Source organism: uncultured Jatrophihabitans sp., from assembly GCF_964244045.1.
Classification (GTDB): domain Bacteria; phylum Actinomycetota; class Actinomycetes; order Mycobacteriales; family Jatrophihabitantaceae; genus Jatrophihabitans.
The window spans coordinates 86708-103581 of sequence record NZ_CAXTHK010000001.1 but is presented as its reverse complement, the minus strand read 5'-3'; the positions used below and the strand labels follow the sequence as shown (position 1 = coordinate 103581).

The following is a 16874-nucleotide window of genomic DNA, read 5'->3' as shown; positions in this document are numbered from 1 at the left end:
GGCGTGCGACGGAGGGGGACGGCTCGGCTCGTGGTCGCGGTGGCTCTGCTGCTTGCGGTGGTGGGCGGGTGCACGTCCCTGTCGTCACCGACCAGGACAACCGACAACGTTGCCGCCCGGCAGAGCGCCGCGCCGTCCGGTTCCGAGACACGGCCGAATTTCGTCCTCGTCCTCACCGACGACCTGTCCTCGGACCTGTTGCCGTACATGCCGAACGTGCAGCAGCTCATCCAGCGGGGGACGTCGTTCTCGAACTACTTCGTGATCGACTCGCTGTGCTGCCCGTCGCGATCGTCGATCTTCACCGGCGAGTACCCGCACAACACCGGCGTGTACACCAACCACGTGCCGGACGGCGGCGTGCGAGCGTTTGATCGCAACGGTGACGGTCGGCGAACCTTCGCGTTGGCCCTGCAACGTGGGGGCTACCAGACCGCGCTGCTCGGCAAGTACCTGAACGGCTACCAACCCGAGCAGGACCAGCCCGCCGGCTGGACGGAGTGGGACGTCGCCGGCAGCGAGGGCTACTCCGAGTTCAACTACACGCTCGATCAGGACGGCGTGCAGGTGAGATACGGCTCGCAACCGTCTAACTACCTGACCACGGTGCTCGGCCGGCGTGCCGACGACATCATCAGCAGCACCCGGCGTCCCTTCCTGCTCGAGCTGGCGACGTTCGCCCCGCACATCCCGGCGACGCCTGCCCCGCAGGACGCGCAAGCCTTCCCCGGGTTACGAGCCCCGCGTGGGGCCAACTACGACCGCGTCCCTCTCAACTCACCGAAGTGGTTGCGCCGGTTACCGCCCCTGGACGCGCGCGACAACGCCCGTATCGATGCGGAGTTCCGCAAGCGGGCGCAGGCCGTGCAGCAGGTCGACCGCACGGTCGGCAACCTCGAGCAGCAGCTGCGCAGCGACGGGCTGGCTGACAACACCTACTTCGTTTTCAGTTCCGACAACGGCTACCACATGGGCCAGTACCGGCTGCTGCCCGGCAAGCAGACCGCGTTCGACACCGACGTCAAGGTGCCGCTGATCGTGGCCGGTCCCGGGGTGCCGGCGGGCCGGACGGTCAGCGCGATGACGTCCAGCATCGACCTGGCACCGACGTTCGCCGATCTGGCCGGTGTCGAACCGGCCGGTGGCCCCGACGGTGTCAGCCTGGCCGGCCTCTGGCACGGCGAGTCGCCGCCGGTGGACTGGCAACGCGGCGTGCTGATCGAGCATCACGGACCCGATTTCGATAAATACGATCCGGATATGCAGACCGTGCGGTACGGCAACCCGCCTACCTACGAGGCGCTGCGGACGTCATCCGCCCTGTATGTCGAGTACCAGGACGGTGAGCGGGAGTACTACGACCTGACCCAGGACCCCTTCGAGCTGAACAACCTCGCCGGGACGGCGCCGCCCGAGGTACTGGCCGGCCTGCACGCCCAGCTCCGCGCAATGGCCACCTGTCGGGGTTCAGTGGCGTGTCAGGTGGCGGCGCGCTGACCGGTGCGATGCACTGACGACCATGGTTGCGTTCCTGCTCGTTCCAGGTGCCGGAGGTGACGCGACCTACTGGTCCGAGCTCGTCCCGCGGCTGACGACCGGTGGCCACGAGGCCATTGCGGTGGACATCGCCGAGGACAACCCTGCGCTCGGGCTGCCCGAGTACGCGACGATCGTGTCCAACGCCGCTGACGGGCGTCGCGAGGTCGTCTTGGTGGCGCAGTCCATGGGCGGGTTCACGGCACCGATGGTCCCCGTCGACCTGCGAGCGCTGATCTTCGTCAACGCCATGATCCCGGTGCCCGGTGAAACGCCGGGGGAGTGGTTCGCCGCCACCGGCGCGTCCCAGGCGCGACGCGAGATCGAGCAGGCAGCCGGCCGCGGTCCGGACTTCGATGCGGAATGGTCATTCCTGCACGACGTCCCGGCCGACGTCCTGCCCCGCCTCGCGCCGTCTCGAGAACCGGCGGACACGCCCTTCGGTCAACCGTGCACCTTCACCGCATGGCCGGACGTGCCGACGCACGTCGTCGTGGGCCGCGACGACCGGTTCTTCCCGGCTGACCTCCAGGTCCGGGTCGCACGCGAGCGTCTCGGGCTCGAGCCGCGCGTCGTGCCCGGCGGTCACCTGCTGGCTCTGGCGAATGCCGCGGGCTTGGCAGCGGTGCTGCTCGACACCGCGGGTTGAGGACCCCACTCAGGCGCGGGGCGCGCTCGGTGACGACGGGGCGGGTGCTGGGGTGAGCGGCCGCCGCACCGGGTAATCGTGGCGGAACTCGGGGTGATCAGTTCGACAGTGGTCGTCGAGCTCGGTCTTGTTCACGTAACGCAGCACGCACTTCGGGCACTGGTGGACGGTCATGCTCGCGACGCTAGGCCCACCAACCGTCGAGGACGATGAGAGCGGCAATCCGTTTTTCAGGTATTGCGGCGAACTCCTGGGTGTTCGGGACCCTCGTCGCCGGCGACGGCGTTCTCGGCGTCCTGCTCGTCGATGCGCACGCCGGCCAGCGGGTCACCGGCTCCGGTCCCGCTGAGCTCAGGTGCCTCGCCCGCCTTCGGTGCATCGGCAGGTGGCATGCCCTCGCCGCCACTCGCGCGGGCCAGCGGCGAGCTCTGGTTCTCCTCGAACGCGCGGGCGTCGGCGTTCTCGTAGGCGTTGATGCCCTCGTGCGGATCGCCGGGCTGCTGCTCGTCAGACGGGGAAGTGGTGTTGCCGGGTGAACTCATGCGACGTCACTACCCGCTGCGGCGTCCGCCTACCCTGGAACGAGTGTCCGCCCCCTCCGCCGCTGAGCTGCGGGCGCGCCTGGACGGGCTCACCCTCCGCGATGAGCACCGCCTGCGCCGTCGCCTCGAGCAGGCTCGTCGGGCGCGCAACCGCGACGTCCAGCTGACGCGGATCGCCGCAGACATCGCCCGTGGCGAGGCGCTGGTGGCGACCCGCGAGGCAGCCGTCCCGATCATCAGCTACCCCGACCTGCCGGTCAGCGCTCGGCGCGACGACATCGCGGCCGCGATCCGCGACAACCAGGTCGTGATCGTCGCCGGCGAGACCGGCTCGGGCAAGACGACCCAGCTGCCCAAGATCTGCCTCGAGTTGGGCCGCGGCGTGCGCGGCACGATCGGGCATACCCAGCCGCGGCGCCTGGCCGCGCGGACGGTCGGCCAGCGCATCGCCGACGAATTGCACACCGACCTCGGTGACGCCGTCGGCTACACCGTCCGCTTCACCGACCAGGCCAGCGACCGCACCCTCGTCAAGCTGATGACGGACGGCATCCTGCTGGCCGAGATGCAGCGCGACCGGCTGCTGCTGCGCTACGACACCTTGATCATCGACGAGGCGCACGAGAGCAGCCTGAACATCGACTTCCTGCTCGGCTACCTGCGCCAGTTGTTGCCGCGACGTCCGGATCTCAAGATCGTCGTCACCTCGGCGACCATCGAACCCGAGCGTTTCGCAGCGCACTTCAACGGTGCCCCGATCGTCGAGGTGTCCGGACGCACGTACCCCGTGGAGATCCGCTACCGGCCGCTGGAACAGGTGGTGCCCGCGGACGACGAGGACGATGCGGACGACCCCGACCACGATGTCATCCGAACGGTGACGCGTGACCCGACCGAGGCCATCGTCGACGCCGTCCGCGAGCTCGAGCACGAGGCGCCCGGCGACGTGCTGGTGTTCCTGTCCGGCGAGCGCGAGATCCGCGACACCGCCGACGCGCTGGCCGACCTCCGCAACACCGACGAGCGACGCTTGCGGAGCGAGAATGTCGAGGTGTTGCCGCTCTACGCGCGGCTGTCCACGGCTGAGCAGCAGAAGGTCTTCCAGTCCCACACCGGACGTCGGGTCGTGCTCGCGACCAACGTCGCCGAGACCTCGCTGACCGTGCCGGGCATCCGCTACGTCGTCGATCCCGGCACGGCGCGCATCTCGCGCTACAGCCGGCGCACCAAGGTGCAGCGGCTGCCCATCGAGCCGATCTCGCAGGCCTCCGCCGCGCAGCGCGCCGGCAGGTGCGGGCGGGTCGCCGACGGCATCGCCATCCGGCTGTACAGCAAGGACGATTTCGACGCTCGCCCGCGCTACACCGAGCCCGAGATCCTGCGGACGAACCTGGCCAGCGTCATCCTGCAGATGGCCGCGCTGCAGCTCGGTGACATCGCAGACTTCCCGTTCCTCGACCCGCCCGACCGGCGCAGCATCCGCGACGGGGTGGCGCTGCTGCAGGAGCTCGGGGCCTTCGACGCCGCGGGCGCACTGACCGACGTCGGGCGACGGCTGGCCCAGCTGCCCGTCGACCCACGTATCGGCCGGATGATCCTGGCCGCAGAGACCGAGGGTTGCGTGCGCGAGGTGCTGGTCCTCGCCGCCGCGCTGTCGATCCCCGATCCCCGCGAGCGGCCCGCTGACCGGGAAGACGCAGCCCGCCAGTCACATTCCCGGTTTGCCGACGAGCACTCCGACTTCGTCGGGTTCCTGAACCTGTGGAACCACCTGCGCGAGCAGCGTCGTGACCTGTCCGGCAACCAGTTCCGCCGGATGTGCCGCGACGAGTTCCTGCACTACCTGCGCATCCGTGAGTGGCAGGACCTCGTCGGCCAGCTGCGCACGATCGCCCGCGGCTTGAACATTGTGGAGGGGGACATCGTCGAGGGCGATGAGCCGGCGGACCCGACGCGCGTGCACGCCGCGCTGCTCGCCGGGTTGCTGAGCCACGTCGGGCTGCGCGAGGGTGACAACCGCGAATATACCGGCGCCCGCAACACCCGCTTCGTGCTCGCTCCCGGCTCGACGCTGACCAAACGCCCGCCGCGCTGGATCGTGGTTGCCGACCTCGTCGAGACGAGCCGGCTGTTCGGCCGGATCGCGGCGCGGATCGAGCCCGAGATCGTCGAGCGGGTGGCCGGCGACCTCGTCCAACGCACCTACAGCGAGCCGCACTGGGACGCCAAGCGCGGCGCGGCGATGGCCTTCGAGCGGGTGACGCTCTACGGACTGCCTCTCGTGCCACGGCGCCGGGTGGGGTACTCGACCGTCGATCCGGAGGAGTCGCGCGAACTCTTCCTGCGGCACGCGCTCGTCGAGGGCGACTGGCAGACCAAGCACCATTTCGTCCGCGACAACACGGCGCTGCGCGCCGAGCTGGAGGAGATCGAGGAACGCGCCCGCCGTCGCGACCTGCTCATCGGTGAGGACGACCTGTTCGCCTTCTTCGACGCCCGCGTGCCGGCCGACGTCGTGTCGCAGCGGCACTTCGACGCGTGGTGGAAGACGCAGCGGCACGTCACGCCCGGGCTGCTGACCTTCACCCGCGACGAACTGCTGCGGACGGACGAGGCCGACGCGGTCGGGCCCGACGTCTGGCAGGCCGGCGACCTGGCGCTGCCCGTCTCCTACCGCTTCGAGCCCGGCGCCGAGGACGACGGCGTCACCGTGCACATCCCGATGGACGTCCTGGCGCGCCTGGGCGGCGACGAGTTCGCTTGGCAGGTCCCGGCACTTCGCGAGGAACTCGTCACAGCGCTGATCCGCTCGCTGCCCAAGGACCTGCGCCGCAACTTCGTGCCGGTACCCGACACCGCCCGCGCGGTGCTCGCCGACCTGCAACCAGGCCAGGAGCCGCTGCTCGTCGGGCTGCAGCGTGAGCTACAGCGGCGGACCGGCGTGCTCGTCCCGCTCGACGCCTTCGACGCCGACAAGTTGCCCTCCCACCTGCGGATGTCCTACGTCGTCGAAGGACCCGCCGGTGAGGTGGTGGCGCGCGGCAAGGACCTGCCGACGTTGCAGGAGCAGCTCGCTGGACCCGTCCGCGCCGCGGTGGCGAACGCGGTCGCCGGCGAGCTGGAACGCGACGGGTTGACTGTCTGGCCCGCCGATCTGGACGAGCTGCCGCAGCTGGTCGAGCGGCGCAGCGGTGAGCACATCGTGCGCGGTTACCCAGCCCTCGTGGATGCCGGCCCGACCGCGGGCGTGCGAGTCTTCGCCGCCACCGTCGAGCAGCGCGCGGCCATGCAGCTCGGGCTACGCCGGCTGCTGCGGTTGGCGGTCCCGTCGCCGGTCAAGACTGTCGAGCGGACGATCGGAACCAGGGCCCGGCTCGTGCTGGGCAGCAACCCCGACGGCTCGCTCGCCGCCCTGCTCGACGACTGCGCCGATGCCGCGGTCGACGCACTGCTGCCCGAGCCGGTGTGGACGCGAGCCGACTTCGACCTCGTTCGGGCCGACGTCGCGCAGCAGCTGGTCAGCCGCACGACCGCTGTGGTCCGCGACGTCGAGCAGGTACTGGCCGCCGCCCATGACGTCCGGCTTGCGTTGCCGGCCGAACCGCCGCGCACCCAGCTCGACGCGGTCGAAGACGTGCGGGAGCAGTTCCGCCGGCTCTTGCCGACGGGCTTCGTCGCACGGACCGGCACGGGGCGGCTGCGCGACCTCACCCGCTATCTCACCGCCGTCGCCCGGCGCCTCGAGCTGTTGCCCCGCGACGTCGACACCGACCGCGGGCGGATGGCCCGCGTGCACGCCGTCCGCGACGCCTACGACGAGCTGGTCCGCGCGCTCCCGGCCACCCGGGCCGCCGGCGCGGACGTCCGCGACATCGCCTGGCTCATCGAGGAGCTGCGCGTCAGCCTCTGGGCCCAACAACTCGGCACCCCGCGGCCAGTAAGTGAGAAGCGGATCTACCGAGCGATCGACGCCGTCACCGCCTAACCCCCCGGTGATCAACAGCGCTGAAACGTCGTGCGACGACGTTTCAGCGCTGTTGATCAGTTATGGGAGGCGGACGAGTTGATAAAAATTCTCACAGCCTGTCGAATCGGCGCAGTCCCGTTCGACGCACCGGTGTAGGACCCATCGGGGGTCCGCTCCGACGAAGGAGATTCCAATGCGCGTAATGGTGATCGTCAAGGGAACCGAGGACAGCGAAGCCGGCCGGATGCCCACCACGGACGAGCTCAACGCCATGGGCCACTTCAACAGCGAGCTGGTCGAGGCGGGCATCCTGCTGGCCGCCGACGGCCTCACGCCGAGCCGCCGCGGCAAGCGGGTGCGCTTCGCGGACAGCAAGGCGACCGTGGTGGACGGCCCCTTCGCCGAGACCAAGGAGCTTGTCTCCGGTTTCTGGCTCTGGCAGGTGTCGACGATGGACGAGGCGCTCGAGTGGGCGAGCCGGGTGCCGTTCGTCGACGGTGAGGTCGAGGTGCGGCCTGTCTTCGAGGTCGAGGACTTCGGGGACGAGTTCACTCCCGAACTGCAGAGTCGCGAGGAGGCCATGCGCAAGGCCATCGAGACGCAGTCCGCCGACTGAGCATGAGCAGGGCGGGTACCGACCTGGGAGCGCGGATCGCTGCGGTCTGGCGGATCGAGGCGGCGCGGGTGATCTCCGGACTGGCTCGCGCCGTCGGTGACGTCTCGCTCGCCGAGGACCTCGCTCAGGACGCCCTCGTCGCAGCGCTCGAGCAGTGGCCGGCGACCGGCGTGCCCGATAACCCCGGCGCCTGGCTGACGGCCGTCGCGCGCCGGCGGTGGGTCGATTCCGTCCGACGCGCCGCCACGTACGAGCGCAAGCTCGCCGAGATCGGTCGCGAGACGGCTGAGATCGAGGACCCCATGGCCGAGATCGAGAGCGAGGCAACCGTCTCCGACGACGTGCTGCGGCTGATGTTCACCGCCTGCCACCCGGTGCTCGCACCCGAGGCGCGGGTGGCGCTGACCCTGCGCATGGTGGGTGGCCTGACAACCGAGGAGATCGCCCGGGCCTACCTCGTCCCGACGACCACGATGGCCGCTCGGATCACCCGGGCCAAGAAGGCTCTGTCGGCTGCGGGGGTGCCCTTCGCGGTGCCGGTCGGTGACGAGCTGGCCGCGCGGCTCGCGTCCGTCCTGGAGGTCGTTTACCTCGTCTTCAACGAGGGGTACGCGGCGACGACCGGCGAGACGCTGACACGTCCGGTGCTCTGCGAGGAGGCCATGCGGCTGGGGCGCATGCTCACCGGTCTGGCCTCGCACGAGCCGGAGGCCCACGGCCTCGTCGCGCTGATGGAGATCCAGGCGTCCCGGCTGCGGGCCCGGGTCAGCCCGGCCGGCGAGGCGATCCTGCTGCTCGACCAGGACCGCGGGCGGTGGGACCGGGTGTTGATCACGCACGCCCTGGGCGCACTGGAGCGAGCGACCAAGCTCGGTGGGAGGGGCCCCTTCGTGCTGCAGGCCGCCATCGCGGCCTGCCACGCTCGGGCCGCCACAGTCGCGCAGACCGACTGGCCGCGGATCGCCGGGCTGTACGCCGAGCTCGTCGCGGCCACCGACTCGCCCGTGGTCGAGTTGAACCGGACCGTCGCGGTGGGGATGGCCGACGGCCCGGCCGCTGGTCTGGCCGTGCTCGACGACCTGATCGCCGACGACGTGCCGATGCTGCGCAGCTACCACCTGGTGCCGTCGGTGCGCGGCGACCTGCTGCTGAAGCTGGGTCGGCGCGACGAGGCGCGGGCCGAGTTCGACCGGGCTGCGGCCCTGACCGCGAACGTGACCGAACGCCGCCTGCTGCAGGCGCGCGCCGCCGACTGCTCACCCGCCGTCAGACCGTCAGCGGGGCGCCACCGGTAAACGACACGACGCTGACACCCGAAGCCGCCGGTCGGACGAGATGCGCTACGCCCGACCCGAGCACCGACAGCCCGCCGTCGTCGTCGACCACGAGCGCCGCGTGATTGTCGAGGGCAAGCCCGGCCGGCACGAGGCCCGCGGTGACCGCACCGATCAACCGCCCGAGGGTGCCCCACTGCGCGGCGTGCACGTCCACGGCAAGATCGAGCAGGCCGAGGCCGTCGATGACGGTGACCTCGTCGAGGCTCTCAGCGGCATCGGACGGGCAGACCGGGCGCCCGGCCAGCAACCACCCGCCGATGACGGCCGCGCTCGGGGCGATCGCCGCACCGGCCGAGAACCCAGCGTAGGGACGGCCGTGGGCCAGCCAGTCCCGGATCGGCGCGGCCAGTGGCACCAGCGCCTCGGCGTAGGCCGGGGTCAGGCCGCCGGCGACGAACAGCGCGTCGCCGCCGTCGAGCGAGTCGAGGGAAAACGGCGCACCGAGCGGTACCAACACCGGCACCGGACGGCAGGGCGCGGTGTCCTGCAGCGCGGCGGCCCAGGTCGCGAACTCGTCCGCGCCCGAGCCTTCGTCGACCACCACGCAAGCAACCACGGGATCGGTTCCGGCCGCCGCGAGGAACGGCGCCAGCACCGTCCCCAGGTCGTCGTGCCCGCCACCGATCAGCACCGTCGTCATGAGTTGATTCTGGGGGGTGGACGGATCGGCCGCGCGGGGACCACGATGAACACCCGCCCACGACGGCGAAGGTGCGTGCCCATGGAACCTCGAACCGCTCGCGATGAACTCGACGCTGTGCGCGTGCGCCGCGCCGAACTGCGCGAGAGTTTGGGCTTCGTCGAACGATGCCTGGCCGCGCCGGCGTCGGGACGGGCCGTCGTATGGGGCGAGGCCGTCCACGACGCGCTGGGCACGTTGGCCCGCGACTTCGACTCACACATCCAGGTCACTGAGGGCCCCGACGGTCTGCACCAGTCGATCCTGGCCCGCGACCTGCGCCTGACGAACGCGGTCACCCGGCTGACGAACGAGCACGCCGACATAGCAGCCGAGATCGCCTCGCTCGTCGCCGACAGCGAGCCGCCCGTCACCGAGCAGGACGTCGACACCCTGCGGAATCGAGCCACCCGCCTGCTCGGACACGTGGTGCGGCACCGCCAGACCGGCGCCGACCTCGTTTACGAGGCGTTCCACACCGACGTCGGGGGAGTGGACTGAGCGCCGGCTAATCGGTGAGCTCGCGGTCCAGGTCGGCGTTGCGCGCGTGCACGCGATCCGGGTGCAGGAACACGAAGCGTTTGTACGCCCAGAACCGGAAGACCGTGCCCAGCGCGATGGTGGCCAGGTTGACGACGAACACCGTCGTGCTCTGGTGGCCGTAACCCAGGGAGTAGATGAACAGCGCCAGCACCAGCTCGCTGACGATCAACGTGATCAGGTTGATGCCGAAGAAGAACGACGTCTCCCTACCGATCGACGTTCGCGCGCGGTGTGAGAACGACAGGTGGCGGTTGCCGAAGTAGGCGAAGGTCGTCGAGACCGCGGTCGAGATGGCCTTCGACTTCAGCGCGCCCAGGTGCGGACCGTGGGTGAGCCAGGTGAACAGGCCGATGTCGAGGGCGAAGGCCATGGCTCCGACGACGCCGAACGCGGCGAGCTCCTTGACCAGGATCCGCCACGAACCGCGCAGCCGCTGGCGCAGTGACGGATCGAAGCGTAGGGCGGTCATGGTTCGCGCGACGTTACTCGCTTCAGTGCATGGAGCAGTGGCTGCTGATCAGCCGTCCGCCAGGCTCGTCAGGGCTACGCTGCTGGCTGTGGACGAGCGGACCGGACTGCCGGTCGTGGGCATGGTCGGCGCCGGCCAGCTGGCGCGCATGACGCACCAGGCCGCCGTTGCGTTGGGCCAGTCGCTGCGAGTGCTCGCCGATTCGGCGGATGACGGTGCGGCGTTGGTCGCGCACGACGTCGTGGTCGGCGACTACCGCTCGCTCGAGGACCTGCGGGCGTTCGCCGTCGGCTGCGACGCGCTCACGTTCGACCACGAGCACGTCCCGAACGCGCACATTGCGGCGCTGGAGGCCGACGGCGTCACCGTGCACCCCGGCGCAGCAGCGCTGGTTTTCGCCCAGGACAAGGCCGAGATGCGCCGCCGGCTCTCGACGCTCGGGGTGCCCTGCCCGCGCTGGGCACCGATCGAGTCGCGCGCCGATCTCGAAGGGTTCGCCGAGCAGGGCGGCTGGCCGGTCGTGCTGAAGGCGGCTCGCGGCGGCTACGACGGCAAAGGCGTGTGGGTCGTGTCCTCGCTGGCCGAAGCAGAACCCGTCCTGGCCTCGGGCACGCCGTTGATCGTCGAGGAGAAGGTCACGATCGTGCGCGAACTCGCTGCCGACGTCGCCCGCTCACCGTTCGGGCAAGGTGCCGTGTGGCCGGTCGTCGAGACTGTGCAGCGCGACGGCATCTGCGTCGAGGTGCTGGCGCCCGCACCCGACCTCGACGACGAGACCGCCGAGCAGGCGCAGGCGCTGGCGCTGCGGATCGCGCAGGAGCTCGGCGTTACCGGGGTGCTGGCCGTCGAGCTGTTCCAGACGGCCGACGGGTTAATCGTGAACGAGCTGGCGATGCGTCCGCACAACTCCGCGCACTGGACGATCGAGGGCTCGCTGACCTCGCAGTTCGAGCAACACCTGCGCGCTGTACTCGACTACCCGCTGGGTGCCACCGACCAGGTCGCACCGGTCGTCGTGATGGCCAATCTGCTCGGCGGACCCGACGACGTCACGCCCAAGGGCATCGACGAACGCGTCCACCACTGCTTCGCCCACTGGCCGGACGTCAAGATCCACCTCTACGGCAAGCAGTTCCGGCCCGGCCGCAAGGTGGGGCACGTGACCGCGTTGGGCCGGGACCTCGAGACGGTGCGTCGACGGGCGCACGAGGCTGCCCAGTACCTCATGTTCGGCGATATGGGCCTCGGCGACGCGTCCGCGACGGCGGCCCGCCATGGTTGAGCCGCAGGTCGGGATCATCATGGGTTCGGATTCCGACTTCCCGGTGATGTCCGCAGCGGCCGAGGCGTTGGCCGAATTCGACGTCGCGTGCGAGGTTCGGGTGGTGTCGGCGCACCGCACCCCGCACCAGATGACCGTGTACGCGCAGCAGGCGGCCGGGCGCGGGCTGAAGGTGATCATCGCCGGCGCGGGTGGTGCCGCCCACCTACCAGGCATGGTGGCGGCGTCCACGACGTTGCCGGTCATCGGCGTGCCCGTTCCGCTGCAGTACCTCGACGGGATGGACTCCCTGCTGTCGATCGTGCAGATGCCTGCCGGGGTGCCGGTGGCCACCGTGTCGATCGGCGGCGCGCGCAACGCCGGGCTGCTCGCCGTGCGCATCCTGGCCACCGCCGACGACGCGTTGGCCCGCCGGGTCGCGGCGTTCCAGCTCGAGCTCGCCGCTGCCGCCCAGGCGAAGGACGCCGCGCTGCAGGACCGGCTCGCCCGCGCTCGCGACTGACCGCTCGGCAGGCCCGAGCTGGGAGACTCGCCGCCGTGGCGACGCATCGGGTCGGGGTCGGGCTACTCGTGGGCGCTGCGGCTGCCGGTCTGGTGCATGCAGCCTTCACGATCTACTGGGCGGCCGGCGGACGGTGGCTCTTGCGCACCGTCGGCGCATGGGCGGTCCCCCTGGCTGACCAGAATCCGGTGGCCTGCGCTGCCGTGCTCGGGGCCGTTGCGGTGCTCAAGATCGCCGGCGCGCTGATTCCGGTGGCTGTGGAGACTCGGCGTGTCCCTGGCCGGCGCGGCTGGCGAAGACTGGCCTGGACGGGAGCGGTCGTCCTCATCGGCTACGGCCTGCTCAACGTCGTCGTCGGCTGGGCGGTTCTCGGTGGAGTCCTGTCCACGAACGGTGGCTACGACCGGTCAGCCGAGCTAGGGCACGCCGCACTGTGGGACCCGCTCTTCCTGCTCTGGGGGCTTCTCCTGGCCGGTGGGTTGCGGCTGACCCGCGGCCGCGCGGCGCTGGTTCGCTGACCCAGCGGATCCTCGCGACCATGCACGTGGGACGGCCGCTCATGTGCGATACGTACGCTGGCCCGATGGTGGCCGCCCTGCGAGAGCGACTGCGTTCGCGAACCGTTCAGATCGTCGTCATCGCCGTTCTGGTGTTAGCTGCGGCTGGCGTCGTCGCGGCCGTGGCGTCGTCGTCCGACTCGGTTACTACGCGGTCCCAGTTCATTCCCGGTACGCCCGAGGCGGGCAAGCTGGTCCGTCTGGACACCACCCTGTACATACCGTCAGGTACGCCAGCGCCGGCGGTGCTGCTGACCCAGGGCTTCGGCGGCGACAAGACCGGACTGGCCGGCACGGCGAAGACCCTCGCCAGCCACGGTTACGTCGTACTCACCTACAGCGCGCGCGGGTTCGGCAGGTCCGGCGGGCTCATCCACTTCGCCTCGCCGGACTACGAGATCCGGGACGCCTCGCTGCTCGTCAGCTACCTCAGCGGGCTGCCCCAGGTCGAGAAGGTCGCCGGGCGTGCGCAGATCGGCGCCGCCGGCTCGTCCTACGGCGGGGGAATCTCGCTCCTGCTCGCGGCCGCCGACCACCGCGTCGGCGCCGTGGCCGCGGACATCACGTGGAACGACCTCTCGCACGCGTTCTTCCCGAATAACGTCGTGTCCTCGACCGAGCCGGGCGTGTTCAAGCGGTTGTACGTGGGTTCGTTGTTCGGCAACGGATTCGGCGGCACCCAATCGGCGCTTGCGCAACTGGCCGCGGGTAAGCAACCCAAGGCTCCGACGGGCTCGGTCAGCTGCGGCAACTTCGCGCCGAACGTCTGCTCCGCCTACCAGGCCTCAGCGGCGGCCGGCGCCCCCACGGCGGCTATGACCGCGATCATGACAGCGGCGAGCCCGGCCACCTACCTGTCAAAGATCGACGCCCCGACGCTGCTGACTCAGGGCGAGCAGGACTCGTTGTTCCCGCTCACCGAGGCCGATGCAAATGCCCGCGGTATCGCTGCGCACGGGACGCCGGTGCGGGTTGTCTGGCGCCAGGGCGGGCACGACGACAGCTCGGTCGGCGGCGGCACCGTCACCAGCGCGGCCATCTCGTGGTTCGGCAAGTCGCTCGGTAAGGGAAAGGACAACGTCGGGAAGAGCCAGCCCTTCCAGTTCTCGGAGCAGGCCGGTGTCGTCTCGGCCGCGACGGGCGACGCCGACGAACAGGTGCTGCGCGCCGCCGGCTACCCGGGCGTCGCCGGCACCGCCGCGGCCCGCACCCGCAGCGTCACCGTCCGCGGCGTCTCGCAACCGGTCAGTTCGCCGGCAGGTGGTTCACCCGCGACGATCACCAGCATCCCGGGGCTCGGCGGCGTGCTCAACACCCTCTCGAGTGTCGGCGGGGCGCTTGCGCTGCCCGCGGCGCCGGGCCAGACGGCCACCTTCGTCTCGTCGGCGCTGGACTCCGAGCTGCGCATCGTCGGAGCGTCGACCGTGCGCCTGACCGTGACACCGCAGCAGTCCGGTGACGTCGTGCTGTTCGCCGGGCTGCGCGACCTGGACCGCGACGGTGCGAGCACGCTGCCGTCGCAACTCGTGTCGCCGCTGCGACTGACCGGCGCCCGCGCCGGCATCCCCATGACGGTCACCGTTCGGCTGCCGGCCGTGGTGCGCAACGTGCTGGCCGGGCACCGTCTGGCGTTGACGATCAGCACCACCGACTTCGCTTACGCCAACGAGACGACGCCGCGGACGTACACGATCACGCTCGACGGCGGGACGCCGGCGATCACTGTCCCGACGGTTGCCGGCACCACCGTCAGCGGTGGGCATCCGATCGCATGGCTAATCGTCGGCCTCGTAGTTGTCGCGCTGGTCGCGCTCGGCGTCACCGGGGTCTTCATCCGCCGCCGCCTCGTCCTCAAGTCCGTGCCCGAACTGGCCGACGTTCCGGTCAGCATCGAGAACCTGGTCAAGGAGTACAAGGGCGGCTACCGCGCCGTCGACGACGTCAGCTTCCGGGTCGAGAAGGGTCAGGTCGTCGGCCTGCTCGGACCCAACGGAGCAGGCAAGACCACCGCGTTGCGCACGCTCGTCGGGCTGATCACCCCGACGTCCGGCGCGATCCACATCTTCGGCGAACCGGTGGTGCCCGGTGCGCCGGTGCTCGCCCGGCTCGGCTCGTTCATCGAGGGCCCCGGGTTCCTGCCGCACCTCAGCGGCCGCGACAACCTGCGCCTGTACTGGGCGGCCACCGGACGTCCCGACGACGAGGCCGAGTTCGGCGTCGCACTCGACATCGCCGGGCTCGGGGGGTCCATCGACCGCCGCGTCCGGGCGTACAGCCAGGGCATGCGCCAGCGGCTCGGCATCGCCCAGGCCATGCTCGGCCTGCCCGAGCTGCTCGTCCTCGACGAGCCGACCAACGGCCTCGACCCGCCGCAGATCGCCGAGATGCGCGAGGTGCTGCGGCAGTACGCTCAGACCGGACGCACCGTGATCGTGTCCAGCCACCTCCTGGCCGAGGTCGAGCAGACCTGCACGCACGTCGTGGTCATGCACCGCGGGCGGCTCGTGGCCTCGGGCTCGGTCGACGAGGTCGTGGCCGGCACCGCCGGTTCGCAACTCGCTGTCGATGATCCCGAGCAGGCGACGCGGGTGCTCACCGCTGCCGGTATCGGCTCGCAGCTCGTTCCAGCCCGCCGGGCGCTCGAAGACGTGTTCCTCGATCTGATCGGAGGCGACGACTGATGGTCGAAGCCAAGCAGTCCCTGGGGACGCCTGCGGCGCCGCGCCGCCGCTCGGTCAATGACCGCGAGCTGTCCCGCGTTGCGGCCACGAAACGTGGCTTCCACGACAGGCTGGCCGCGCTCGACCCGGACCGCGCCCCGACGTTCGACCCGCGCCGCACACTGCGGCTGCGCGTCGAGTTCGAGCGCCAACTGCGTCGCCGGCGCACGCAGGTGGCCTTCGGGCTGCTGCTGGTCCTGCCGATCGTCATAGCGTTGGCGTTCCAGTTGGGCGGGGGAGCCGGTGACGACTCGCCGCAGCTCGTCTCACTGGCCACGGCCGGTGGCTTCAACTTCGCGCTGTTCACCGAGTTCGCGTCGGTGGGCTTCCTGATCATCGTCGTGGTGGCCCTGTTCTGCGGCGACACGGTGTCCAGCGAGGCGACCTGGTCCTCGCTGCGCTACCTGCTGGCCCAACCGGTGCGCCGGCCGCGGCTGCTGCGGCAAAAGCTGATCGTCGGCGGGGTACTCAGCTTCGCGGCCATCGTGGCCCTGCCGGTCTGGGCGTTCCTGGTCGGCGGCGTGTTCTTCGGCTGGGGCCCGGCCCGCTCGCCCATCGGCGGGTCGTTTGACACCAGCGCGTCGATCTGGCGGCTCGTCGTGGTGATCGGCTTCATCAGCATTCGCATGCTGATCTTCGCGTCGCTGGCCTTCCTGCTCTCGACCGCCGTCGACAACCCGCTCGGCGCGGTCGGCGGGGCGGTGATGGCGGCCGTGGTGTCGAGCATCATCGACCAGATAACCGCGCTGAAGTCCTACCGCGACTACCTGCCCACGCATTACAACTACGCGTGGGTCGACGCGCTCAGCTCGCCCATCCGCTGGGACGACATGATCCGCGGGACGGGTGTGGCTCTGGTCTATACGGCCCTCTTCCTCGGCTATGCCTGGCTGCGCTTCGACCGGAAGGACATTACGTCGTAGCTGCTCTTCTGGCCCGGTAGGCGGCGACGTTCGCGCGGTTGCCGCAGCCGCTCTCACAGAAGCGCCGCGAGCGGTTCTTGGACAGATCGACGAGCACGTTCGCGCAGTCGTCCGCCGCGCACGTCCGGAGGCGGTCGAGTTCGCCGGACCGAATGACGTCAACGACGGCCATGGCCGCCTCCACCGCCATCCGATCGGCGAGCGGTGCGTGCGGCGGTGTCGCATGCAGGTGGTAGTCCCAGTCGTCGTGGGTGACGAGCTGGGGCAGGGCCTTGGCCTCGCTGAGCAGCCGGTTGACGATGCGTACCGCCTCGTGGACGTCAGCTGACCAGATCGCCCGCAGCCGCGGACGGAGCGCTCGCACGCTGTCGAGCTCGGCCCGGGTGCGCCGGCGGGAGCCCGTCCACCCCCACGCGGTGACGAAGTCCTCGAGCTCGGAGAGAGAGTCGAGACCACCGTCGTCCTCGGTGTTCACCAGCGCGACGGCAGCCGCCAGTGCGACTTCGGTGTCATGAGCAAAAAGCACATTGACTCCTTTCATCCCCAGCCGCT

At 70.4% G+C, this 16874-nt stretch carries 16 protein-coding genes; 11 read left to right on the top strand and 5 right to left on the bottom strand.

The window, feature by feature from the left end:
* The first annotated feature begins 3 nt into the window (after window positions 1-3).
* Both ACFFC4_RS00575 and ACFFC4_RS00570 read left to right on the top strand, forming a co-directional pair.
* Window positions 4-1497, top strand: a complete 1494-nt coding sequence (locus ACFFC4_RS00575) for a sulfatase (protein WP_375496708.1) — start codon at window positions 4-6, stop codon at window positions 1495-1497.
* Window positions 1498-1519: 22 nt separating this feature from the next.
* Window positions 1520-2185 (top strand): alpha/beta fold hydrolase, encoded by a 666-nt coding sequence (locus ACFFC4_RS00570; protein WP_375496706.1) that lies wholly within the window; start codon window positions 1520-1522, stop codon window positions 2183-2185.
* Between the two features lie 9 nt (window positions 2186-2194).
* Here ACFFC4_RS00570 and ACFFC4_RS00565 read toward each other — a convergent pair whose 3' ends face one another.
* Both ACFFC4_RS00565 and ACFFC4_RS00560 read right to left on the bottom strand, forming a co-directional pair.
* Entirely contained in the window at window positions 2195-2359 is a 165-nt protein-coding gene (locus ACFFC4_RS00565) for a hypothetical protein (RefSeq protein ID WP_375496704.1), read from the bottom strand.
* A gap of 56 nt (window positions 2360-2415) precedes the next feature.
* The gene (locus tag ACFFC4_RS00560) at window positions 2416-2727 is read right to left on the bottom strand and encodes a hypothetical protein (RefSeq protein ID WP_375496702.1); all 312 of its coding nucleotides are present in this window, start codon (window positions 2725-2727) and stop codon (window positions 2416-2418) included.
* A gap of 43 nt (window positions 2728-2770) precedes the next feature.
* Between ACFFC4_RS00560 and hrpA the strand changes: the two genes are divergently transcribed.
* The 3 genes from hrpA (at window position 2771) to ACFFC4_RS00545 (ending at window position 8605) form a co-directional block, all read left to right on the top strand.
* Window positions 2771-6712 carry an ATP-dependent RNA helicase HrpA gene (hrpA, locus tag ACFFC4_RS00555; protein ID WP_375496700.1) on the top strand — a complete coding sequence of 1314 codons (3942 nt, stop codon included), beginning with the start codon at window positions 2771-2773 and terminating at the stop codon, window positions 6710-6712.
* Window positions 6713-6887: 175 nt separating this feature from the next.
* Window positions 6888-7310, top strand: a complete 423-nt coding sequence (locus tag ACFFC4_RS00550) for a YciI family protein (RefSeq protein WP_375496698.1) — start codon at window positions 6888-6890, stop codon at window positions 7308-7310.
* Window positions 7311-7312: 2 nt separating this feature from the next.
* Window positions 7313-8605: an RNA polymerase sigma factor gene (locus ACFFC4_RS00545; protein WP_375496696.1), complete on the top strand. Its 1293-nt coding sequence runs from the start codon at window positions 7313-7315 to the stop codon at window positions 8603-8605.
* Here ACFFC4_RS00545 and ACFFC4_RS00540 read toward each other — a convergent pair.
* On the bottom strand, window positions 8577-9287 hold the full coding sequence (locus tag ACFFC4_RS00540; protein ID WP_375496694.1) for a hypothetical protein: 711 nt from the start codon (window positions 9285-9287) through the stop codon (window positions 8577-8579). The genes ACFFC4_RS00545 and ACFFC4_RS00540 overlap by 29 nt on opposite strands.
* A gap of 81 nt (window positions 9288-9368) precedes the next feature.
* Here ACFFC4_RS00540 and ACFFC4_RS00535 point away from each other — a divergent pair, with 81 nt between their 5' ends.
* Entirely contained in the window at window positions 9369-9827 is a 459-nt protein-coding gene (locus ACFFC4_RS00535) for a hypothetical protein (protein ID WP_375496692.1), read from the top strand.
* A gap of 7 nt (window positions 9828-9834) precedes the next feature.
* Here the strand turns inward: ACFFC4_RS00535 and ACFFC4_RS00530 are convergent, their stop codons facing one another.
* The gene (locus tag ACFFC4_RS00530) at window positions 9835-10338 is read right to left on the bottom strand and encodes a GtrA family protein (RefSeq protein WP_375496690.1); all 504 of its coding nucleotides are present in this window, start codon (window positions 10336-10338) and stop codon (window positions 9835-9837) included.
* Between the two features lie 88 nt (window positions 10339-10426).
* On the opposite strand from ACFFC4_RS00530, the gene ACFFC4_RS00525 reads away from it, so the two are divergent.
* From ACFFC4_RS00525 to ACFFC4_RS00505, 5 genes are all read left to right on the top strand, one after another.
* Window positions 10427-11620, top strand: coding sequence for a 5-(carboxyamino)imidazole ribonucleotide synthase (locus ACFFC4_RS00525; protein ID WP_375496688.1), 1194 nt, complete (start codon window positions 10427-10429; stop codon window positions 11618-11620).
* On the top strand, window positions 11613-12122 hold the full coding sequence (purE, locus tag ACFFC4_RS00520; protein ID WP_375496686.1) for a 5-(carboxyamino)imidazole ribonucleotide mutase: 510 nt from the start codon (window positions 11613-11615) through the stop codon (window positions 12120-12122). The genes ACFFC4_RS00525 and purE overlap by 8 nt, the downstream gene beginning before the upstream one ends.
* 35 nt (window positions 12123-12157) lie before the next feature.
* Complete coding sequence (locus tag ACFFC4_RS00515) at window positions 12158-12640, top strand: DUF3995 domain-containing protein (protein ID WP_375496684.1); 483 nt, start codon at window positions 12158-12160, stop codon at window positions 12638-12640.
* Between the two features lie 65 nt (window positions 12641-12705).
* Window positions 12706-15360, top strand: coding sequence for an alpha/beta fold hydrolase (locus ACFFC4_RS00510; RefSeq protein ID WP_375496682.1), 2655 nt, complete (start codon window positions 12706-12708; stop codon window positions 15358-15360).
* Window positions 15360-16322: an ABC transporter permease gene (locus ACFFC4_RS00505; protein WP_375496680.1), complete on the top strand. Its 963-nt coding sequence runs from the start codon at window positions 15360-15362 to the stop codon at window positions 16320-16322. The genes ACFFC4_RS00510 and ACFFC4_RS00505 overlap by 1 nt, the downstream gene beginning before the upstream one ends.
* On the opposite strand, the gene ACFFC4_RS00500 is transcribed toward ACFFC4_RS00505, so the two are convergent.
* Window positions 16312-16848: a CGNR zinc finger domain-containing protein gene (locus ACFFC4_RS00500; RefSeq protein ID WP_375496678.1), complete on the bottom strand. Its 537-nt coding sequence runs from the start codon at window positions 16846-16848 to the stop codon at window positions 16312-16314. The two genes, ACFFC4_RS00505 and ACFFC4_RS00500, sit on opposite strands and share 11 nt — an antisense overlap.
* Between the last annotated feature and the right edge of the window lie 26 nt (window positions 16849-16874).